A 17,641-nucleotide genomic window follows, 5' to 3' on the forward strand; every position below is an offset into this window, starting at 1 on the left:
TTTTTCACCTCATTTTTAAAGATAAAATAGTCGATAAGTTAGTGGATTGACACAACGTAAATATAGATCAACTTTACTTTTTTGACGCAAATATGGATTTTTAGCAAAATCTGGGAACCAGATCTTTTTTTGTTGCCAGATCTGATCTAAGAGTTGACGCTTTAGTTGCTTATCTTTTAATTTAACGACCTTGCGCAATAAAACATTTCCTAATAAGTTTCGCACAAAACGATACTCCAATTCAAGATAATAGGTCTCAAAGAGCCCTTTAGTTTGATAAAAATCAATGATATCTTGATAGATCCACAAGATTTCAGAGATGCGTGTCGTCTCACTGTATGAGATCGAAGTTTGGCGTTGTACGTAATAAACTTCACACTCGCTATCAACGGCTACGTCTGTGATATCAGTTAAATAAGTCACTAATTTAAAGAAAAAGTCTTGATCTTCATAGAGTTTTCCCTTGGGAAATTTTACTTTTGTATCTAACAGCCATGTCCGTAAATATAATTTATTCCAAGCGACCACACGTCCACGAATCATATAATCTTTGAGTGAAGCATATTTAGGCGCTTGATCTTTTATCTTTTTATTCGGATATTCCCAATAAAAATCACACTCAACGATCTTCTTGTTTCCTTTTTCAGTTAAGGCGTACATATTCGTCAAAGCATGTGGCGCAAGATAGTCATCTGAATCTAAAAACATGATATATTGTCCAGTTGCATACTGCATCCCAAAATTACGCGCATCCGATAGCCCACCATTTGGCTTGGTATAACTTTTGATGAGCGATGGATATTGGTCAGCATAATTTTCACAAAGCTTAGCCGAACTATCAGTACTCCCGTCATTTACTAAAATAACTTCAAAATCAGTGAAAGTTTGTTTGACTAAGCTTGAGACACATTTTGGTAGATAAGCTTCAACATTATAGACTGGAACGATCACACTGATCTTTGTCATTTACTTTTCCCCCATAACTTCTTGATCCGGCGTTCGAGCGCCCACCAAACCCGCCACAAAAAATTGATCCGCATCCCCCATTTTTTACCAAAACGGCGATTGATCCGGCGCATCTTCTCAATATGGCGTAAATTGGTCGGTGTTTGCCATAACGCACTGTAGTGATGGATGCTGATCGTCTCGGGACTGAGAGTTATCTGCCCCGTTAAAAAATCCATTGGTGCAAAGTAAGTCGTTGGATAGATCGTCACATCCCCAAACTTTTGTAATTTATCTTGACGTTTAAAGCCCAGCTTTTCCAACAATTGCGTGGTATAAACTGGGATCGCGACTGTATTTAACGAACCATCGGCTTTGATAAATTCCAAGTCATTATACATATCGCGTAGCTGCTTTAATAGTGGATGATTTTTTTTAGCTCCAAAACCTAATCCTGGTGCAACTTCAGCCCCACTCTCATTTTCTTCGATCGCAAAAAAAGCATCATTTTCTAAAATGTGGTCTAACGTTTGAAGTAATTCAACATCCGTATCCAAATAGATCCCACCATAGCGGTAAACGACATCAAATCCTAAATAATCAGAGACAAAACTCCACTTACCGGCTTTGGCAGCTTGAGCAGTATAGGCTACTTGCTCGACATCATAATTTTCTTCATTCCACTCAATGATCTCATAGTCGGGACAAATTTTTTTCCAACCTTCAATATATTGCCGATACTGTTTAGGCATTTCATTTTGGCCAAACCAACAGTAATGGATTATCTTAGGGATCATTTTGTCACCTCATGTTCTAATTTTGTCACAGCTTCCTTTAAATACGCCCCCGTACGCATCTTATGAGCCACTTTGGCTACATTTTGACACATCTGGTAATACTCTTCTGGTGTCAATTCATTTAGTATCTCATCTAGTTGTGCTAAGTTATCGACAGCCAGTCCCACTTGGTTTTTTACGATAAAATCAGCTAAGGCCGCTTCTTTCCAGATGATGACTGGAAGCCCCGAACTCAGATAAAGTGAAGTTTTATGAGGATCATTATATTTTAAGTAATTTCCAAAGCTACCGTCACAGCGTTCGATACTCGTACCGTCCCAGACCAAGCCAAAATTTTGCGTTAATTTTGCTGGCAATTCATCTGGCGGAAATGAACCATAGTGAGTGATATTCTTGGGATAAGTAGCAGCCTTGTTGGGACCATATAAGGCTAGCGGGATGCTGAGATCCAACTTTTGTAAAAAATCGGCTTTTTGTAAATTACCCGCATAACAAATACTCTTTTCATAAGGGCGATCAGTAGCTAGTTTGATTGGATTAGCATAATCAAAGATCTCTAACACAGTTATTGGCTTAGTGACCCCATTTTCTTTGAGCCAAGCCTTCATTTTTTCATTATGCACGATCAAACCATCACTTTGATTCAAAAATGCGATCTCTTTTTTGCGATAAGTCACATCATCAGCATAAGCACGCAAAGATTCGATATCATGGATCAGATACAATAACTTGGCTTGAGTAAAGCGACGCACACTTTTCACGATCGCCTGATCAGTGCGCTGATCAAAAGACGGATATTGAAAAACCACCGTCTGGGGCTCTAACTTTTTGATCTGACGCGGAATATCCAAAAAACTCTGCTTATAGCTCATAAGTTTAGCTTTTCTAGCCCCTGAAAAATAAAAATTCAGCTTTTTAAAGCCCTCAGTGGCTAAAAAATTTTCAGCATCAACTTTAGCCTTGGGACCAGCTTCATTTTGGCCCTTATCATACATCGAGATTATATATTTTTCCATTGACCGGTTTCCTTTCTATGGCTTTGGTTCGTAGAAATGCCCCATGATATGCACATTTTCTGCAATACTTACAAAAGCATGTGGATCCGATTCTGTCATTGCCTGACGTAATTCGGGTTGTTCATATCGGGAGATCACCGTAAACAAGATCGTCTTTCTATCATGCTTATATGCCCCTTCGGCACCATGAACGATCGTGATCCCACGGCGCATGTGATTTTGAATACAATCGATCACGCTCTTTGGTTTATTGGTCACGATCATGACTTGCATTTTTTGTTGCCGCGTATAGACCATATCCATGACCCGAGCATTGACAAAGATACCTAATGCAGAATAGAAGGCATAAGGCCAGCCATAGACCGCCCCCGCAGCTAAAACGATAAAAGCATTGAAGATGATGTTGATCGTGCCAACACTTTTACCCGTATGTTTTCTGATCGTCAACCCTAAAATATCTAAGCCACCAGTAGAGATCCCATTTTTCAAAGCCAAGCCCGTTCCAAAGCCATTGATCGCAGCGCCAAAAAGCGCACAAATTATCGGATCGTGTGTCAGCGTTATCGGTTGAAGTGACTTGATCATAAGTGATGAGCAAAAGACCGCTAAAACCGTGAAAAAGGTAAATCGGCGGCCGATCTGAAACCACGCCAAGATAAAGAGTGGCACATTTAAGATAAAGATCAGTAACGCTGTCGAGAGCTGGACTGGCAAGTTAGCTGTCAAAGTAGCGATCAGCTGAGCTAGACCCGTGATCCCTGAAGAGTAAATATGCCCCGGCTCCCAAAAAAAGTTCATCGCGATCGAAACTAAAACACCGTAAATAAATGCTGTCGAAGCCTTAGCGATATAAACATGGCGTTTCCAAATCTTTTGTAGTTCATCCATTGTAATTAAATCCTTTCAAGCACAAAAGTTATCTCAGCTATACAAGAAACAGATCCGCATTTTTTCTTAAAATTTTTAAATAACTTTACCTTGAAATAATACACCGCTGTTTTTGCTTGTAAACCATTCTCTAAATAATAATACCGCACTTTGGCTTCTGAACAAACCACTTTATGTAAAAAATAGCTTGCCTAAGTAAATACTTAAACAAGCTATCAAATAATAAATTAAGCCTTATCTTCTGGGACTTCAGTCGTTAGATAAAGTTCATCCAATTGCTTATCTGCCACTGGACTTGGAGCATGTGTCAACGGTTCAGAAGCCTTGGAGTTCTTAGGAAAGGCGATCACTTCACGAATATTATCTTTACCAGCTAATAACATTGCAAAACGGTCTAACCCAAGTGCTAAACCACCGTGTGGAGGGAAACCAAAGTCTAAGGCGTCCATGAACCAACCAAATTGTTCTTTGGCACTTTCTTCTGTAAAGCCTAAAGCCTTAAACATCGCTTCTTGCACACTACGTTGGTGGATACGGATCGAACCGCCACCTAATTCATAACCATTCAACACGATGTCATAGCTTTGTGCATGGCATTTATGTGGGTCAGTCGCTAATAACTCAAGATCTTCTTCATTTGGCATTGTAAATGGATGGTGAGCAGCAATATAGCGTTCGAATTCTTCACTGTATTCAAATAGTGGCCAATCAACGACCCAAACAAAGGCAAATTGTGACTTATCGATCATGTCTAATTCTTTAGCAATAGCTACCCGAAGATATCCAAGTGCATCAGCCACGACTTTTGGCTTATCAGCCACAAATAAGATCATGTCACCTGCTTTAGCACCACTAGCTGCTAAGATCTTGTCTTCGCGTTCTTTAAAGAACTTAGCGATCGGACCAGTTAGGCCTTCATCTGTAACTTTGAGCCACGCTAATCCCTTAGCCCCAAAGCGCTTGATGTACTCTTGTTTTTCATCGATATGCTTACGTGAATACTTATCGGCTCCACCAGGAACAGTGATCGCTTTGACTTGTCCACCGTTTTCTAATGTGCTGTCAAAAACTTTAAAACCAGCCCCGGCGACTGCATCAGCCATGTTCGTCAATTCCATACCAAAACGCATGTCTGGCTTATCAGAACCAAAGCGATCCATTGCTTCATTCCATGTGATCCGCTTGATCGGTGTTTCTAATTCTACACCTAAAGCAGCTTTCATTACGGCTTTCAACAAGCCTTCTGTCATCGTTTGGATCTCTTCAGCTGTCATAAATGACATTTCCATATCGATCTGGGTAAATTCTGGTTGTCGATCCCCCCGCAGATCTTCGTCACGGAAGCAACGTGCGATCTGATAGTAACGATCCACGCCAGCGCCCATCAATAATTGCTTGAACAATTGTGGTGATTGTGGCAAAGCATAGAAGTGTCCTGGGTAAACACGCGATGGAACTAAATAGTCACGCGCTCCTTCTGGCGTTGAACGTGTTAGATATGGTGTTTCGACATCCAAGAAATTATTTTCATCCAAGTAACGGTGAACTGCTTGTGTGATCCGATTTCTGATCTTCAAAGCTTTCAACATTTCTGGACGTCGAAGATCTAAATAACGATATTGTAAACGCAGATCATCAGAAGCGTTGATATCGTCAGAAATATCAAATGGTGTTGTCTTAGCTTCGTTTAAAACGGTGATCTTAGAAACTTCAACTTCGATCTGACCCGTCTTCATGTTAGGGTTAGCGTTAGCACGTTTAACGACCTTCCCTTCAACTTCGATCACATATTCACTCCGGATATTTTCAGCGATCTCAAGTGCTTCAGCTCCGAATTCTTGACTAAAGACAAGTTGGACGATCCCTTCACGATCTCGAAGATCAACGAAGATCAAGTTCCCAAGGTCGCGGCGCTTTTGGACCCAACCCTTTAAAACTACTTCTTGTCCTAAATATTTTTCATCAACTAAACCTGCATATGTTGTACGTTCCATGTCTATCCTTCTTTCTTAAGCTAATAAACCAGCAAAGTTAGCATAGATATCCGCTAACGAAACGCTGATCTCTTCGCCAGTTTCCATATTCTTTAAGTTAGCTTTTTGTTCAGCTAATTCAGTTTCACCTAAAGTCAAAGTATATTTTGCATTCAAGCGACTAGCTGTTTTAAATTGCCCCTTAGGTTTACGATCAAGGTAATCACGATCGGCGCTAAAACCTTGGTGGCGCAAGCTTTGGACTAATTTTAACGTTTCAGCATTGACACTTTGACCGATCCCAACAACATAAACATCAAGAGGATCTTCAAGTTGTAAGCCATTTTCAGTTGCATCTAAAACTAATAACAAGCGTTCAACCCCTAAACCAAAACCGATCCCCGGTGTTTCAGGGCCACCGAGTTGTTCAACTAAGCCATTGTAACGACCACCGGCACACACGGTCGTCCACTTGCCACCAAAGGCTTTCGAATCGCTCATGATCTCAAAGATCGTATGGTTGTAGTAATCTAAACCACGCACCATATTAGGATCGACTTCATACTTGATCCCTAGATCATCTAAGAGTTTCTTTAGTGTTTCAAAATGTTCTGTTGCTGCAGGTGTTAGATAATCCAAGATCGATGGTGCATCAGCTACGATCTCTTGATCTTTTTTATCTTTACTATCTAAGACCCGCAACGGATTTTTGTGCAGACGTTCTTTGGAATCATCTGAAAGTTGATCGGCAAATGGTTCTAAATAGTCGATCAAAGCTTGACGGTAAGCTTGACGTGATTCATTATCACCTAAAGTATTCAATGCTAACTTCAAGCTATCTAACCCAAAACTTTCCAAAAGATCGATAGCCATTGCGATCACTTCAACATCTAAAGCTGGGCTGTCAACGCCAAAAGCTTCGACCCCGATCTGATGAAATTCACGTAAACGTCCAGATTGTGGCCGTTCGTAACGAAACATCGGTCCCATATAGTAAGTTTTGACGGGTTTTTGCAACTCAGGACCGTATAATTTATTTTCAACAAAGCTACGTACCACTCCGGCAGTTCCTTCTGGCCGTAAAGTGATATGCCGTTCACCTTTATCATAAAAGTCATACATTTCTTTAGTTACGATGTCAGATGTTTCACCCGATGTGCGAGAAAAAACTTCGAAACTTTCAAAGATCGGAGTCCGCATTTCATGGTAACGATATTTTTTAAATAGTTCACGAGCCTTAGCTTCAACATATTGCCATTTTGCTGATTCAGCTGGCAAAATATCGGCTGTGCCCTTCGGACGTTGGTATTTCATGGATTTCCTCCTAAAAATGTCCCGGTAACAAAAAAGGCCCTTGTTGAATTGTTTCAACAAGGGCGCAAACAGCACGGTACCACCTTAATTTATCACTTTAGGATAACGCACCTATCTACGGCATACTCTCATATGCACCTCAAGAGTCGTCTTTCACTTGAGCCTGATCGACGGATTTCCAGCAACCTCCGCTCTCTGGACGACAAACTCAAATTACTCATCTCTTTAAACCGGTCTGATATTATACTATTCAGCATAATATTAACCAGCTTCAAAGTCAAGCCTTTATCAAGACTTTCAGCGTAGAAAATACTCTTTGGGTCTCCTTTGGGTCTCCCAACTTATCAGCCAAGAAAGCGAACAAGTTTTTGGATAGTCTCTTTTTGATCTTGCCGGGTCAAGTGGGTATAGATATCAAGCGTAGTCGTTACGTCGCTATGCCCTAGCCTATTTTGTACTTCTTTGACGCTAGCGCCTGCAGAAAATAGCAAAGTAGCGTGTGTGTGTCTAAAGCCGTGCAACGTGATATGTGGCAAGTTACCGGCTTGTAATATCTTATCGCACCACTTCCGAACCGTCTGCAGTTGCGCAAGTTTATTATGCTGGTTGCTAAAAACCAATTGACCTCTATCCATTGCATTGATCCCACAAGTTAACAAGTAACTTGCTTGCTGAACCTTCCACCGCTTTAAGATCTGCATTGTTTCCAAGTCCATATCTAACACGCGCTTACTTGCCATAGTTTTTGGATCACTAACTATCAAATTACCTTTTTCGTTTTTTGATTGGGTCTTATTGACATCAATTGTATTATCCGAAAAATTGACATCATCCCATGTTAATGCCAGCATCTCACCTATTCGCATACCACTATAAGCTAACAACCTAAATGCTGTATATTGCTTTATCCCTTGCTTTTGCGCCAACGTTAAAAATTCTCTTAATTGATCAGCATCCAAAAAATTTACTTTTTCTTTTTTCTGCAGTCGTGGGATCACTATACTTTTAAACGGGTTTTTGTCGGTTAACCCTAACTTTATAGCATACTCAAAAACCATTGACGCATAGACTTTTATCAGTTTGACAGTTCCAGGGCTATTCTTAGCCCAATTATTAATTTCACGCTGACAAATAGCTATACTTAATTTATCTAAATCATACGATCCAAGGACAGGTAAAATCTTTTTAAATGTTCGTCTAGCATTGAACGCCGTTGACTCTTTGACAGTCAAGCGGTACTGCTCTATCCAAAGATCGTATACATCCCGGAACTTCCGAACTTCCACCGGTTTGAAATGGCCACCGTTAGCGATCTCATATTCTAACTTGACCAACTCTTTTTTTGCTTGCGCCTTGGTTTTAAAACCTGATCGCTTGATATATTTCTTTTTGCCAGTCGTTGCATCAATACCTGCATACACACGAAAGCGATACAGCTTCCCTTTTGAATTTGAATATTCAACAATCTTAGCCATGTTTATCAGTCCTTTATCTTTGATCGCACGGGCTAGGTGGCTTAAAGTAATGCACGATAATGCTAAGGCGTTGAGATCATTATTCTATTGTGTATGTATGTATCAAGTAGCAAACAGCGTAGAAATTATCTACCTTGTTAGATTCGCATCAAGGGATGCACTTAGCCGAAAAATCGGCCCAGCGCTGGCAGTTCGATTTTATCGAAGTACCTACTAGGCAAGCGACAATTAGTTACCCACCTTATACCGGTCTTACAGCACCAAGGGATGCACGTAGGCAAGTAGAAATAATCGACCTGCCATTAACCAGGTAAATATTTTTTACCTACCTCACATCATCCTTACAGTGCCAAGGAATGCAGGCAACCAATTCGAAATTATCGAAGTGGCTCAGATACTACAAATTACTACTTTTACGCTGGTATATACTTAGCGCATTTTTGCGCTCAGTGATCACGATCGAGTACGGCGGAGTTTTCCGCCCTACTAACGAACGCAATTTTACGTTGGCTAGTTATCGGCCGAGTTTTCGGCTGGTTAGGATAACGGTTTACGTTCACCACTTTCATAAACATCCAATAATTTTATTATTTTAGAGCGAATTTCATTGTTGTAGTCGTCGTCATCATCGGAAGCAAGTAATTCAAACAACAATACAAGTCTATAATTTATTTCTTCTCTCTGCTCTTTTGTAAAATTCTCAATTTTTCCCATAGTATCTAGTCCTAATAAGGATAAATTCGATACCGTGCTAAAAAGAATTTCGTTATTATCACCTAATACATATTCAAGTAGCTCATCTTTATTGTCTTGCCAAATTTGATCGTTTATTTTGGGGTAAAAAGTGTGATTTCTTATACTCGGCAATGATGCTAGAAATTCGTAGTTATTAACAAATTTCAAATACTTAGAAATCAAATATCTCAATGCCTCATCATTATTATCAGACACTAACTTTTTCACTATCCCATCACTTTCGTTGTCTAAATTCACATTCGAAACTTCTTTTAGATACTCTATATCGCTTTTTGTTACCTTTTTCTCAAGTAAATCTGCAAGATGATCTAAAGCAGTGAGTGAACTAAATCCATTTTGCTCGTTCCAATGAATTCTAAATACCATAAGATTTATAGCAGTTTTTCTTGAGATCCCAAAGCCCTGTAAATACGGAGTAGGTACATCAAAATAATCTGCTAGCTTCTCCATTGATTTGAACGGTGGATCATTAACTCCTTTTTCCCAACGTGACAAAGTAGCGTAAGAAATAGGCTTTATCATATCTCTGTGATTCTCAGTAAATTCGTTAAACTCATTGGCTAAGTCTTTCAACGTTAAGCTTTTTTCTTTTCTCAATTGTTCTATTCGATTTCTCAAAGATAACACCTCTTTTCAAAGCAAATTATATATTACTTTACAAAAATTGTAAAATTATATTGACTTTACAAAAAATGTAAATTAATATAATTGTGTATTTTACAAAAAATGTAAAAAGGAGATGGAGAGCATGGAATTAACACAAGAGCAATTAATAGCATTGCGACGCTTTCGGGGTGAAAAAAACATCCCTGTATATCAACTAGCCGACGAGATCGGTATCAGTCGTTACATCTTACGTAGCGCTTTGAATGGTCAATCGTTACGACCTAAGAACGTGAAAATTATCAATGATTGGCTATTGAAGCAATACGTCAAATAGCCATAAGAAAGGAGCGACACCATGAACGACTTAGAACAACTAACCGAAGTGATGATAAAAGACCGTAAGGCGATCACGAGCAGTCTAAACGTGGCTGAAGTATTTAATAAAGAGCACTATAACGTGTTAAAAATTATCGATCGCATCAAAAAAGACTGGAACAAGGCAATTAGTTCCCGACCACTGACGTTAAAAAATACGGCAGTAAATCGGAACGAATTGCCGTTAAAAAATACGGCAACTAACCAAAAAGAATTGCCGTTAAAAATGGACTCAGTTAAAACACGTTTCAAAGATCATTTCAAAGAAACAACTTACATCACCGAGAACGGTAGAACTGCAAGAAGTTACGATCTTGATCGTTTCGCATTCACAATGCTAGTAACCGGCTTTCACGGTGAAAAAGCCACAGCATTCAAACTAGCATATTTCACCCGGTTTGATGAAATGGAGCAGGAACTAACCAAGCGTAACACCTTGTACGATATGGAAAAAGAGCTAAGAAAACAGCTTACAGACTGCTTAAAGGATCACTATGCCGGGGATGATCTAAGCAATGAGATCCGAAAGATGACGACGCTTTTATATATGGTTTCGGCCGGAAACAATGCAAGCAAGTTAAAGCGTGATCGTGGCTTAGATGCCCGAGCATCCGCATTCGCTGAAGCTTTAACGAGTAACGAACGCCAAACCTACATGGCAAAGGAAATGCAATTAATTGCGTTGTATCAGATCGGTGTTACCGACTACCACGAACTAAAAGAAAAATTACAAGGAGATCAGACAAATGGAATTAAAAACTAAAACATCAACGAATAACGACGTATACGCGGTATTAACATTTTTTGACTCCCCTGCACCGGATAGCGATGAACTAGCGACAGATATTTCATTATTAGGCGCATTTCATACGAAAAAAGAAGCGCAAGAGTACGTTAAGAAAGCTATTGAACGGCTTAATTATGAAGTTGACGACGATTTATACAGTGAAAGCGACTTTTTTATTAAGCAACTTAAGGGAGTAGCACCAAACGATCAAATTATCGTATCTGCTGGCGATCTTGACGAAGAATAGTTAAATCATCCCTAGTTAACGCATTTTAAATGCAAAAACCCAAAACATCCCACTAAATAAATTTGAAAGGAAATGAACAGACATGAGAACGAAAAATTAAATAGCACGATCGCAATGCTAAAAGAATACAAGGAAAGCAACCAGCTAACCTATCAAGAATTAGCAGAACAAATGAACGTAAACGATAAGACATTAAGTGCTTGGATCGTTGGGCGTGCTTGCCCGAGTATTAAATCATTGAGAAAAATTGAATTATTTTTCAATACTTTTGATAATGGTACGCTTGCGAAACGTTTTTCGGACAATATTAGATACATTGATAGTCGATTAGTTGCGGAATGGACCGACAAAAAGCATAGCGAATTACTAAAGGATATCCGAGGCTATATCAATGACTTAGAGAAGGAAAAATACAACTTGCAGGGGGTTGGTGAAATTTCCCCAACCCCCCAGAAAGTCGGAAAATACGGCGTTTTAGACCCAAAGTTATATTTTATCAAGTCATCATATATCCACCCACAAAATAAAACAGAATATCCTTGCTACTTAGTAAGCGAGTTAGGTTGTGAACTCATAGAGCATAAAATGCGGAACTCTAAGGGCACGATCTTTACAGCGTTATACATTAACGAGTTTCACCGCATGAAAGACAACGAGCAAGCCAAAGTAATCGATCACGATCGCAAGCCAGCACCAAGACTAGAAGACGATCCGACTTTTAGCCGTGAAGCGGTAGAAAGACGCTTGGCAAACATGACGCCGGAACAGCGAGACTTGAACTATATCAGAAATAAATTAATAGAAGTATCAAAAACCGACGACATCAGAGCAATCATGCCCAAGCTTGTTAGAGTTGCTAAACTAATCGACATCATACTAGGCACAGACAGCGAAGCAAGAAAATTGCAATAACAGTCGTGACACTCAAATTTGAGAAACACGACAACGAGCGTAACGGACATTTTTGTCCCTAGCGTATATAAGCCCCTGCAACAGTTAAACCCAAAACACCCACCCCAAAATAAATGACGAAAGGAAACAGAACAAAATGACATTTAAAGTTAAGGTCTGGCCACTAGATAAGCCCTACCACAGACCTGCCAAATTCAAGCGAACACACACGCTAAAGAAATGCCTAGAAGAATTGTGCATTATCGAGCTGGGAGAACGTGAAGGACGTGTCAAAGCGTTCAATCTTGAAACAGCACATCATAACAATGGTTTAAGAGATAACAAATTAGATAACGCACTATTACACGAGATCGAGAAGCTTATCAATAAGGAGCGTGAGAGCTGATGAAACAACTTAGCACAGACGAAAAAAACATCTTGAAACTGCTGGGATATGGTGCAGATACTGCACGGACTACCGCTTACCTTGCTGGAATTACTGGCTTAGGCGATCGGACAGTCCGTGACATTATCAGACGGTTAGTGATACATCACGGCGTCCCGGTCGTGGGAGTTCGTAGCGGATCAAAGCCCGGCTATTACATTGCTACCGATCAAGACGAACTAGCACGAGCAAGCGGACCACTCAAAAACGAGATCAAGCAACTAGCAAGGCGCAACCGAGCCTTAATATTCGCACAGATCCGCACTGACTGGCTGGAATATCTAACAACTAAAGGAGATCAAAACAATGGCAAATCTGACATTTAACGTTGCTGGTGTATCTGTATCAGTAAACACCGCAGATCCTAACTTACTAAAAGAGCTACAAGAATTTAACACTAACTTGCGACTTGTTCAAACACTGCTGACTAACCAGCCTAATAGTGGCGGGTATCTGACTGATACGGCTAAGGTCTTTGGTGTTTCAGATAGCACCGTCAAGAAATGGACCGGCAAAGGGATGCCAGTAGTCAAGTTGGACGGGATGCACGATTACTATGTATACCGCAACGTGATCAAGTGGCTAACAGATAATCAAGTATCACTTACGAACTAAGGAATACGATCCATAGAGCTATAACGATAAAAAAGCACTGGGCTAGGTGGCTTAAAGGTTAGCTTTATGGATCACTGAAAGGAATTGAATAGACATGATGAATTTAACGAGATCGAACCGGGAGCGGATCAATACCATTTTAGAGAACGTCATAAGCGGTCAAGACGGGATCTACATCCCTAGGAGAGTAGAACGATCCGACAAACTGACATTTGAACAAAAAGAGTTGTACGGGCTTCTATGTATGCAGGCAGACACCAGGGGCGTAGTTGCTAACGGTGATCACTTGGTATATATCCTTGGTGCTTTGACTGCTGAAGTGGTCAAGGATCTGGAACGTTTGAAAAAGCTGGGATATATTGCACCAGTGATCCAATCAATAGGCTTTTGCAAGTATGAAGTCACTTACTGGAATATCTTAAACATTGACGACGTAGAAAAAGTAAAAAGAAAGATGCTAAAGGAGGGCTAAGCATGTTAGAACAAATCAAATTGGACGCCTGCTACTTGTTTGAAGTGGAACGATCAGACCGGGACGGCGTTAAGTATGCCTTAGTTATGTATTTATTGATGATCGTATTGCTAACACTGATCTTTGGCGTTGCTGGATTGGTTACACCGCTTGTCATTGAGTGGGTACGATCGAGAGCAAAGAAAAAGCCCGCTGGCACCCCTGCCAACGAGCTAAACCCAAAACACCCATTCAAAAATAAATGATGAACAGGAGTTATCTATTATGTTACAAGAAAACACACAATTAAATCAAGACAAAATCACATCATTTGAACAATTAAAAGTAGGCTTGCGCAGTCTGATCGCAACTGATGACTTGAAACCGGAACAAGCACGCTTACTATTTAATGCTTATGGCGACAAGCTAAAGAATGACGATCCCGAATTATATAGCAAGCTTAGCGAGATTGTCTTAGTTAACGCCGTTGTACACTCCCTTAAAAATAAGATCAAGCACGTACCGTTAGAAGCTTGTGAAGTTAAGATCGCTCTTAAGTATTTCAGTAAACACCTAAAAGCGCATGAGCCGGAACTATACAAACAACTAAAAGAGCTTAAGGAGGAACGCAAATGATTGCTAAAAACACCGCCTTAGAGCTTGCTAAACATGGCTTTAAGGTGTTTCCACTAGTCCCAAACACTAAGCGTCCTATCAAAGATCAAAGCTATCTGACAGCGTCCAACGATCCGCAGACAGTTGCGAAGTGGTTCGATGATCTGCCACAGGCTAACTTAGGCTTAGAGCTTGCAAGTAAAAATTTGATTGTGGTAGACATCGACAATCACAATAGCGATGGCATTAGGGATACTATGCAAAAAATGGCAGATCAGGGATGCACGTTGCCAACTAACACATATATAGAGCAAACGCCAAGCGGTGGTCTGCACTTCTTTTACACAGGCACAGCTAAAAAGAAACGAGTTACCAATTTCATCCCTAACGTTGATCTATTGGCAGATTTTACAGTCATAGCGCCTAGCGTGATCAATGGTGATGCTTATAGGAGTATCAACGAGCGATACAATTACAACACCATTATAGAAGCCCCCAAATGGCTTTTAGAGGCGTTGGACGATAAACCAGCACAACAATACTCAAATAGCTTTAACCGTCCTATAAATGGCAAAAAATGGACAGGCAAGCGGTTAGATGAAATAGTCGCAGGCGTTGACAGTGGCGGACGTAATACGTGGCTAACTAAGCAAGTCGGTTGGCTGATAAGCACAGGCGCAGAGCTAGAGACAGTATACACGATCGCACAACAGATCAACCGTGACTATATCAGCCCACCGCTACCAGATAGCGAAGTCAACACGATCTTTAAAAGCGTAGTGAGAAAGGAAGCATCAAAATATGAACAACGTAGCAGATAAAGCGATGATGATCGAATTCATGGACCAATTTAAAGACAAATTGAACCAAGCTAATAACTTGGATCCTTGGTTATACGAGAATAACCGAGGCACTATAAAAATTGATCCCGTCAAGCTTGGTCAAACGATCCTAGAACGTGGAAACTATCTACAGATCAAGAAAAACAACGACTTGACTTTATACCGCTATAACGATTGCTTAGGCTTATGGCAAGTTGTGACAGCTAACGAGATCCGAAAGGAAGTAAGCACCTTGGTACGTGACCATTGGAGCAATAAAGAAGTATCGGACGCTACTAAATACATCATGGATCTAGCTGACATCAAAGACGCTAGCGAAACGATCGACAACGTAGACCCGTACGCAGTTCATTTTAAAAATGGTGTCTATGACATCAGAACGGGCGAAATGAGACCAAACAGCCCGGACAATTATTTATTTTATGGTCGTGATTATGAAATCGACACCAGCAACGCCCCTACTCCCTTAACTGATAAGTGGTTAGATGAAAGCGTAAAAGACGCCAAAACGTTCTTAATGGAATTCATTGGCTTTTGTTTTTATCGATCATACGAACACTTACAGAAGTTTGCTATCTTGCTATCGGAAGGCGGAGACGGTAAGAGCACTTTTTTCAATTGGCTAAGAGAGATGATCGGACCAGCTAACACAAGTACAGTCCGCCTAAATGATCTAACGAACCCTGAAAGACGGTTCACATTAGCGAGACTTTACGCCAAACTACTCAACTATTACGCAGATATTGGCAATAGTTTAATTATAGATCCATCCCTAATCAAAGGTATAACAGGGGATGACGCCATCGACGTTGAGAACAAAGGCGAACAAGCCCAAACTATTAAGCCGTTTGCTAAACAGATCTTTGGGGCTAATAGACTACCAAGTTTTAAAGACACATCGGCGGGCTTTGGTCGTCGTCCTTGTATCGTGCCTTTTTATTCGATCCCAGATTTTAGACAACGCTTTGACAAAAAAGCATTATATGCAGAACAGCCCGCTTTTGTTTATAAGTGCCTGCAAGCTTTTAGAGAAGTGCTAAAACGTGGCTATTTTTCTGAAACTGAAGAAATGGAACGCTTGCGCTTGGAATGGATCGGAGAAAATGACATCGTGCAAGATTTTATAGACGAGTATTGCGAATTAGGAAAAGATTACGCAGTCAAGAAAGTATACTTGTATGACACTTACAAGAACTACTGCTACAACAACGGGTACAAGCCACTAAGTAGTCAAAAACTCAAGAAAGAGCTTAGACGTTTTAGCGTATTCGATACCACGAAACGCATCAACGGAGAACCCGCCAAAGCCTACATTGGCATCAAATTACGATCTATAACAAGTGATGAGCTAGCTATCATGCAACTAAAATAGCCGAGTGTAACCAAATCACCCCAAATGTAACCAGTGAGTAACCGCAATGTTAATATTTTAAAATTTTTTAGCTTTTGACACTTATGTTATGTAACTAATGTAACTACTTTATATATATATACGTATATAAATAAAATAAATAATAAATAAATATATAAAGAGAGAGTGAGCGGGGCAAAATTTTTGTTATTTTGTTTACACGCTTAGAGTGCCAAGGGATACAGAAGTTTTTGGGGCAGTTACGTTGAGTTACAGCAGGTTACACAATACCCACATCACTGATCACAGAAAGGAAGCCAAAAACAAAATGAATATCACAGATGCAATCACGATGAACGAAAGCCCACAAGTAAGATTATCCTATATCCTAGACGACATCGAGACACTAGACCGTTATGCTGATAGAGTCGTCAAGGCTAAAGCTAAGGTCAAACAGTTATTCGATGCACTGGACCAACTACCAATAAGCGAGAAGCCCGCAAGTATTGAGGATATTTATAACTTGTATGATTTTAGAATGGAGTTGCTGACGCTTGGCGTTCCAATTCATGAAGTATACAAGTTTGATATCAAACCAGAACCAGAGTTAAACGTTACGATCATCGCAACTCATAAAGTTATGAAGATGATCTATAAGCACGATGAGCAAGCTCATAGATCGAATACCATGATAGAAACATACAGGATTTTGAAAGACAATTTGAACAAGGACCTTACCAGCTTTATCGAAGATCTAAAGAAGTTCACGCCCAACGATCTAAGAAGACATCACTTGACCAATCAACAGTTTTTAGACATCAAGAACATCAGCGAGCAACTGGCCAAAGATTTTAAATAAGCATCCCTGAAAGGAAGATCACATCATGACAGAAGAAAACAAGAACTTGACCATTATTGACAGCTGGACAGTACCAACGAGAGAAGAAAGGGAGACGATCCTAAACTTTGAAGACGAAACACAAAGCTGGCACATTTATACAGACGTTCCAAAACATGCACGTAAGTACGAGAAGTTTTTAGACGAGACCAAGCCACACCGCAAAGGCTACAGCGCTAACGGCGGAGTATTGGCAATGATCGAAGGCTACTTGAATGATAGCGCCCTGGTATCTATCCGACAACGTGCAAGACTGACAGACAAGCAAAAAGAGTTGGCAAGTAAACGATTGGCAGAATTGAGAAAGAAACAAAACGCCTAAAATCGTTTTTAAGCTCAAGAGCGCCTATGCAG

Annotated in this window: 22 protein-coding genes; 14 read left to right on the forward strand and 8 right to left on the reverse strand. The window is 40.2% G+C overall.

What is annotated here, in order from left to right:
• Positions 1 to 15 precede the first annotated feature (15 nt).
• The 8 genes from GSR62_RS05200 to GSR62_RS05235 all read right to left on the reverse strand — a co-directional run bounded on the left by GSR62_RS05200 (position 16) and on the right by GSR62_RS05235 (position 9,782).
• A complete protein-coding gene (locus GSR62_RS05200; protein WP_035448200.1) occupies positions 16 to 966 on the reverse strand; it encodes a glycosyltransferase family 2 protein in 951 nt (316 codons plus the stop codon).
• A complete protein-coding gene (locus GSR62_RS05205) occupies positions 963 to 1,742 on the reverse strand; it encodes a glycosyltransferase family 32 protein (RefSeq protein ID WP_035448198.1) in 780 nt (259 codons plus the stop codon). Before GSR62_RS05205 ends, GSR62_RS05200 begins: the two co-directional genes overlap by 4 nt.
• On the reverse strand, positions 1,739 to 2,758 hold the full coding sequence (locus GSR62_RS05210) for a sugar transferase (protein WP_066023945.1): 1,020 nt from the start codon (positions 2,756 to 2,758) through the stop codon (positions 1,739 to 1,741). Before GSR62_RS05210 ends, GSR62_RS05205 begins: the two co-directional genes overlap by 4 nt.
• Before the next feature lie 15 nt (positions 2,759 to 2,773).
• Complete coding sequence (locus GSR62_RS05215) at positions 2,774 to 3,646, reverse strand: YitT family protein (protein WP_010689135.1); 873 nt, start codon at positions 3,644 to 3,646, stop codon at positions 2,774 to 2,776.
• 227 nt (positions 3,647 to 3,873) lie between these two features.
• The gene (gene aspS / locus GSR62_RS05220; protein WP_066023946.1) at positions 3,874 to 5,640 is read right to left on the reverse strand and encodes an aspartate--tRNA ligase; all 1,767 of its coding nucleotides are present in this window, start codon (positions 5,638 to 5,640) and stop codon (positions 3,874 to 3,876) included.
• A 15-nt stretch (positions 5,641 to 5,655) separates the two neighbouring features.
• Positions 5,656 to 6,933 (reverse strand): histidine--tRNA ligase, encoded by a 1,278-nt coding sequence (hisS, locus tag GSR62_RS05225; RefSeq protein WP_066023947.1) that lies wholly within the window; start codon positions 6,931 to 6,933, stop codon positions 5,656 to 5,658.
• Positions 6,934 to 7,277: 344 nt separating this feature from the next.
• Positions 7,278 to 8,408, reverse strand: a complete 1,131-nt coding sequence (locus GSR62_RS05230) for a site-specific integrase (RefSeq protein WP_066023948.1) — start codon at positions 8,406 to 8,408, stop codon at positions 7,278 to 7,280.
• Between the two features lie 537 nt (positions 8,409 to 8,945).
• Positions 8,946 to 9,782 carry a helix-turn-helix domain-containing protein gene (locus GSR62_RS05235; protein ID WP_066023949.1) on the reverse strand — a complete coding sequence of 279 codons (837 nt, stop codon included), beginning with the start codon at positions 9,780 to 9,782 and terminating at the stop codon, positions 8,946 to 8,948.
• A 130-nt stretch (positions 9,783 to 9,912) separates the two neighbouring features.
• On the opposite strand from GSR62_RS05235, the gene GSR62_RS05240 reads away from it, so the two are divergent.
• From GSR62_RS05240 to GSR62_RS05300, 14 genes are all read left to right on the forward strand, one after another.
• On the forward strand, positions 9,913 to 10,104 hold the full coding sequence (locus tag GSR62_RS05240; RefSeq protein WP_066023950.1) for a hypothetical protein: 192 nt from the start codon (positions 9,913 to 9,915) through the stop codon (positions 10,102 to 10,104).
• Between the two features lie 21 nt (positions 10,105 to 10,125).
• Positions 10,126 to 10,908: a Rha family transcriptional regulator gene (locus tag GSR62_RS05245; RefSeq protein ID WP_066023951.1), complete on the forward strand. Its 783-nt coding sequence runs from the start codon at positions 10,126 to 10,128 to the stop codon at positions 10,906 to 10,908.
• On the forward strand, positions 10,892 to 11,179 hold the full coding sequence (locus tag GSR62_RS05250; RefSeq protein ID WP_066023952.1) for a hypothetical protein: 288 nt from the start codon (positions 10,892 to 10,894) through the stop codon (positions 11,177 to 11,179). The genes GSR62_RS05245 and GSR62_RS05250 overlap by 17 nt, the downstream gene beginning before the upstream one ends.
• A 72-nt stretch (positions 11,180 to 11,251) precedes the next feature.
• Positions 11,252 to 12,091, forward strand: coding sequence for a Rha family transcriptional regulator (locus GSR62_RS05255; RefSeq protein WP_066023953.1), 840 nt, complete (start codon positions 11,252 to 11,254; stop codon positions 12,089 to 12,091).
• Positions 12,092 to 12,227: 136 nt separating this feature from the next.
• Positions 12,228 to 12,476, forward strand: a complete 249-nt coding sequence (locus GSR62_RS09520; RefSeq protein ID WP_066023954.1) for a hypothetical protein — start codon at positions 12,228 to 12,230, stop codon at positions 12,474 to 12,476.
• Positions 12,476 to 12,841: a hypothetical protein gene (locus GSR62_RS05260; protein ID WP_066023955.1), complete on the forward strand. Its 366-nt coding sequence runs from the start codon at positions 12,476 to 12,478 to the stop codon at positions 12,839 to 12,841. The genes GSR62_RS09520 and GSR62_RS05260 overlap by 1 nt, the downstream gene beginning before the upstream one ends.
• Positions 12,822 to 13,130, forward strand: a complete 309-nt coding sequence (locus GSR62_RS05265) for a hypothetical protein (RefSeq protein ID WP_066023956.1) — start codon at positions 12,822 to 12,824, stop codon at positions 13,128 to 13,130. Before GSR62_RS05260 ends, GSR62_RS05265 begins: the two co-directional genes overlap by 20 nt.
• A 94-nt stretch (positions 13,131 to 13,224) precedes the next feature.
• Positions 13,225 to 13,602 (forward strand): hypothetical protein, encoded by a 378-nt coding sequence (locus GSR62_RS05270; protein WP_066023957.1) that lies wholly within the window; start codon positions 13,225 to 13,227, stop codon positions 13,600 to 13,602.
• A gap of 2 nt (positions 13,603 to 13,604) precedes the next feature.
• Positions 13,605 to 13,847: a hypothetical protein gene (locus GSR62_RS05275; protein ID WP_066023958.1), complete on the forward strand. Its 243-nt coding sequence runs from the start codon at positions 13,605 to 13,607 to the stop codon at positions 13,845 to 13,847.
• A gap of 19 nt (positions 13,848 to 13,866) precedes the next feature.
• The gene (locus GSR62_RS05280) at positions 13,867 to 14,217 is read left to right on the forward strand and encodes a hypothetical protein (RefSeq protein WP_066023959.1); all 351 of its coding nucleotides are present in this window, start codon (positions 13,867 to 13,869) and stop codon (positions 14,215 to 14,217) included.
• The gene (locus GSR62_RS05285) at positions 14,214 to 15,017 is read left to right on the forward strand and encodes a bifunctional DNA primase/polymerase (RefSeq protein ID WP_066023960.1); all 804 of its coding nucleotides are present in this window, start codon (positions 14,214 to 14,216) and stop codon (positions 15,015 to 15,017) included. The genes GSR62_RS05280 and GSR62_RS05285 overlap by 4 nt, the downstream gene beginning before the upstream one ends.
• Positions 14,998 to 16,410: a DNA primase family protein gene (locus tag GSR62_RS05290; RefSeq protein ID WP_066023961.1), complete on the forward strand. Its 1,413-nt coding sequence runs from the start codon at positions 14,998 to 15,000 to the stop codon at positions 16,408 to 16,410. The genes GSR62_RS05285 and GSR62_RS05290 overlap by 20 nt, the downstream gene beginning before the upstream one ends.
• A 307-nt stretch (positions 16,411 to 16,717) precedes the next feature.
• Positions 16,718 to 17,248: a hypothetical protein gene (locus tag GSR62_RS05295; protein ID WP_066023962.1), complete on the forward strand. Its 531-nt coding sequence runs from the start codon at positions 16,718 to 16,720 to the stop codon at positions 17,246 to 17,248.
• A 25-nt stretch (positions 17,249 to 17,273) separates the two neighbouring features.
• Positions 17,274 to 17,609: a hypothetical protein gene (locus GSR62_RS05300; protein WP_066023963.1), complete on the forward strand. Its 336-nt coding sequence runs from the start codon at positions 17,274 to 17,276 to the stop codon at positions 17,607 to 17,609.
• The last annotated feature ends 32 nt before the right edge of the window (positions 17,610 to 17,641 follow it).

The sequence above is a fragment of the Ligilactobacillus animalis genome (assembly GCF_009933595.1).
In the GTDB taxonomy this organism is placed as follows: domain Bacteria; phylum Bacillota; class Bacilli; order Lactobacillales; family Lactobacillaceae; genus Ligilactobacillus; species Ligilactobacillus animalis.

Coding starts and splice junctions, on each gene's coding strand:
- GSR62_RS05200 (WP_035448200.1), bottom strand. CDS start 966: ATGACAAAGATCAGTGTGATCGTTCCAGTCTATAATGTTGAAGCTTAT.
- GSR62_RS05205 (WP_035448198.1), bottom strand. CDS start 1,742: ATGATCCCTAAGATAATCCATTACTGTTGGTTTGGCCAAAATGAAATG.
- GSR62_RS05210 (WP_066023945.1), bottom strand. CDS start 2,758: ATGGAAAAATATATAATCTCGATGTATGATAAGGGCCAAAATGAAGCT.
- GSR62_RS05215 (WP_010689135.1), bottom strand. CDS start 3,646: ATGGATGAACTACAAAAGATTTGGAAACGCCATGTTTATATCGCTAAG.
- aspS (WP_066023946.1), bottom strand. CDS start 5,640: ATGGAACGTACAACATATGCAGGTTTAGTTGATGAAAAATATTTAGGA.
- hisS (WP_066023947.1), bottom strand. CDS start 6,933: ATGAAATACCAACGTCCGAAGGGCACAGCCGATATTTTGCCAGCTGAA.
- GSR62_RS05230 (WP_066023948.1), bottom strand. CDS start 8,408: ATGGCTAAGATTGTTGAATATTCAAATTCAAAAGGGAAGCTGTATCGC.
- GSR62_RS05240 (WP_066023950.1), top strand. CDS start 9,913: ATGGAATTAACACAAGAGCAATTAATAGCATTGCGACGCTTTCGGGGT.
- GSR62_RS05245 (WP_066023951.1), top strand. CDS start 10,126: ATGAACGACTTAGAACAACTAACCGAAGTGATGATAAAAGACCGTAAG.
- GSR62_RS05250 (WP_066023952.1), top strand. CDS start 10,892: ATGGAATTAAAAACTAAAACATCAACGAATAACGACGTATACGCGGTA.
- GSR62_RS05255 (WP_066023953.1), top strand. CDS start 11,252: ATGAACAGACATGAGAACGAAAAATTAAATAGCACGATCGCAATGCTA.
- GSR62_RS09520 (WP_066023954.1), top strand. CDS start 12,228: ATGACATTTAAAGTTAAGGTCTGGCCACTAGATAAGCCCTACCACAGA.
- GSR62_RS05260 (WP_066023955.1), top strand. CDS start 12,476: ATGAAACAACTTAGCACAGACGAAAAAAACATCTTGAAACTGCTGGGA.
- GSR62_RS05265 (WP_066023956.1), top strand. CDS start 12,822: ATGGCAAATCTGACATTTAACGTTGCTGGTGTATCTGTATCAGTAAAC.
- GSR62_RS05270 (WP_066023957.1), top strand. CDS start 13,225: ATGATGAATTTAACGAGATCGAACCGGGAGCGGATCAATACCATTTTA.
- GSR62_RS05275 (WP_066023958.1), top strand. CDS start 13,605: ATGTTAGAACAAATCAAATTGGACGCCTGCTACTTGTTTGAAGTGGAA.
- GSR62_RS05280 (WP_066023959.1), top strand. CDS start 13,867: ATGTTACAAGAAAACACACAATTAAATCAAGACAAAATCACATCATTT.
- GSR62_RS05285 (WP_066023960.1), top strand. CDS start 14,214: ATGATTGCTAAAAACACCGCCTTAGAGCTTGCTAAACATGGCTTTAAG.
- GSR62_RS05290 (WP_066023961.1), top strand. CDS start 14,998: ATGAACAACGTAGCAGATAAAGCGATGATGATCGAATTCATGGACCAA.
- GSR62_RS05295 (WP_066023962.1), top strand. CDS start 16,718: ATGAATATCACAGATGCAATCACGATGAACGAAAGCCCACAAGTAAGA.
- GSR62_RS05300 (WP_066023963.1), top strand. CDS start 17,274: ATGACAGAAGAAAACAAGAACTTGACCATTATTGACAGCTGGACAGTA.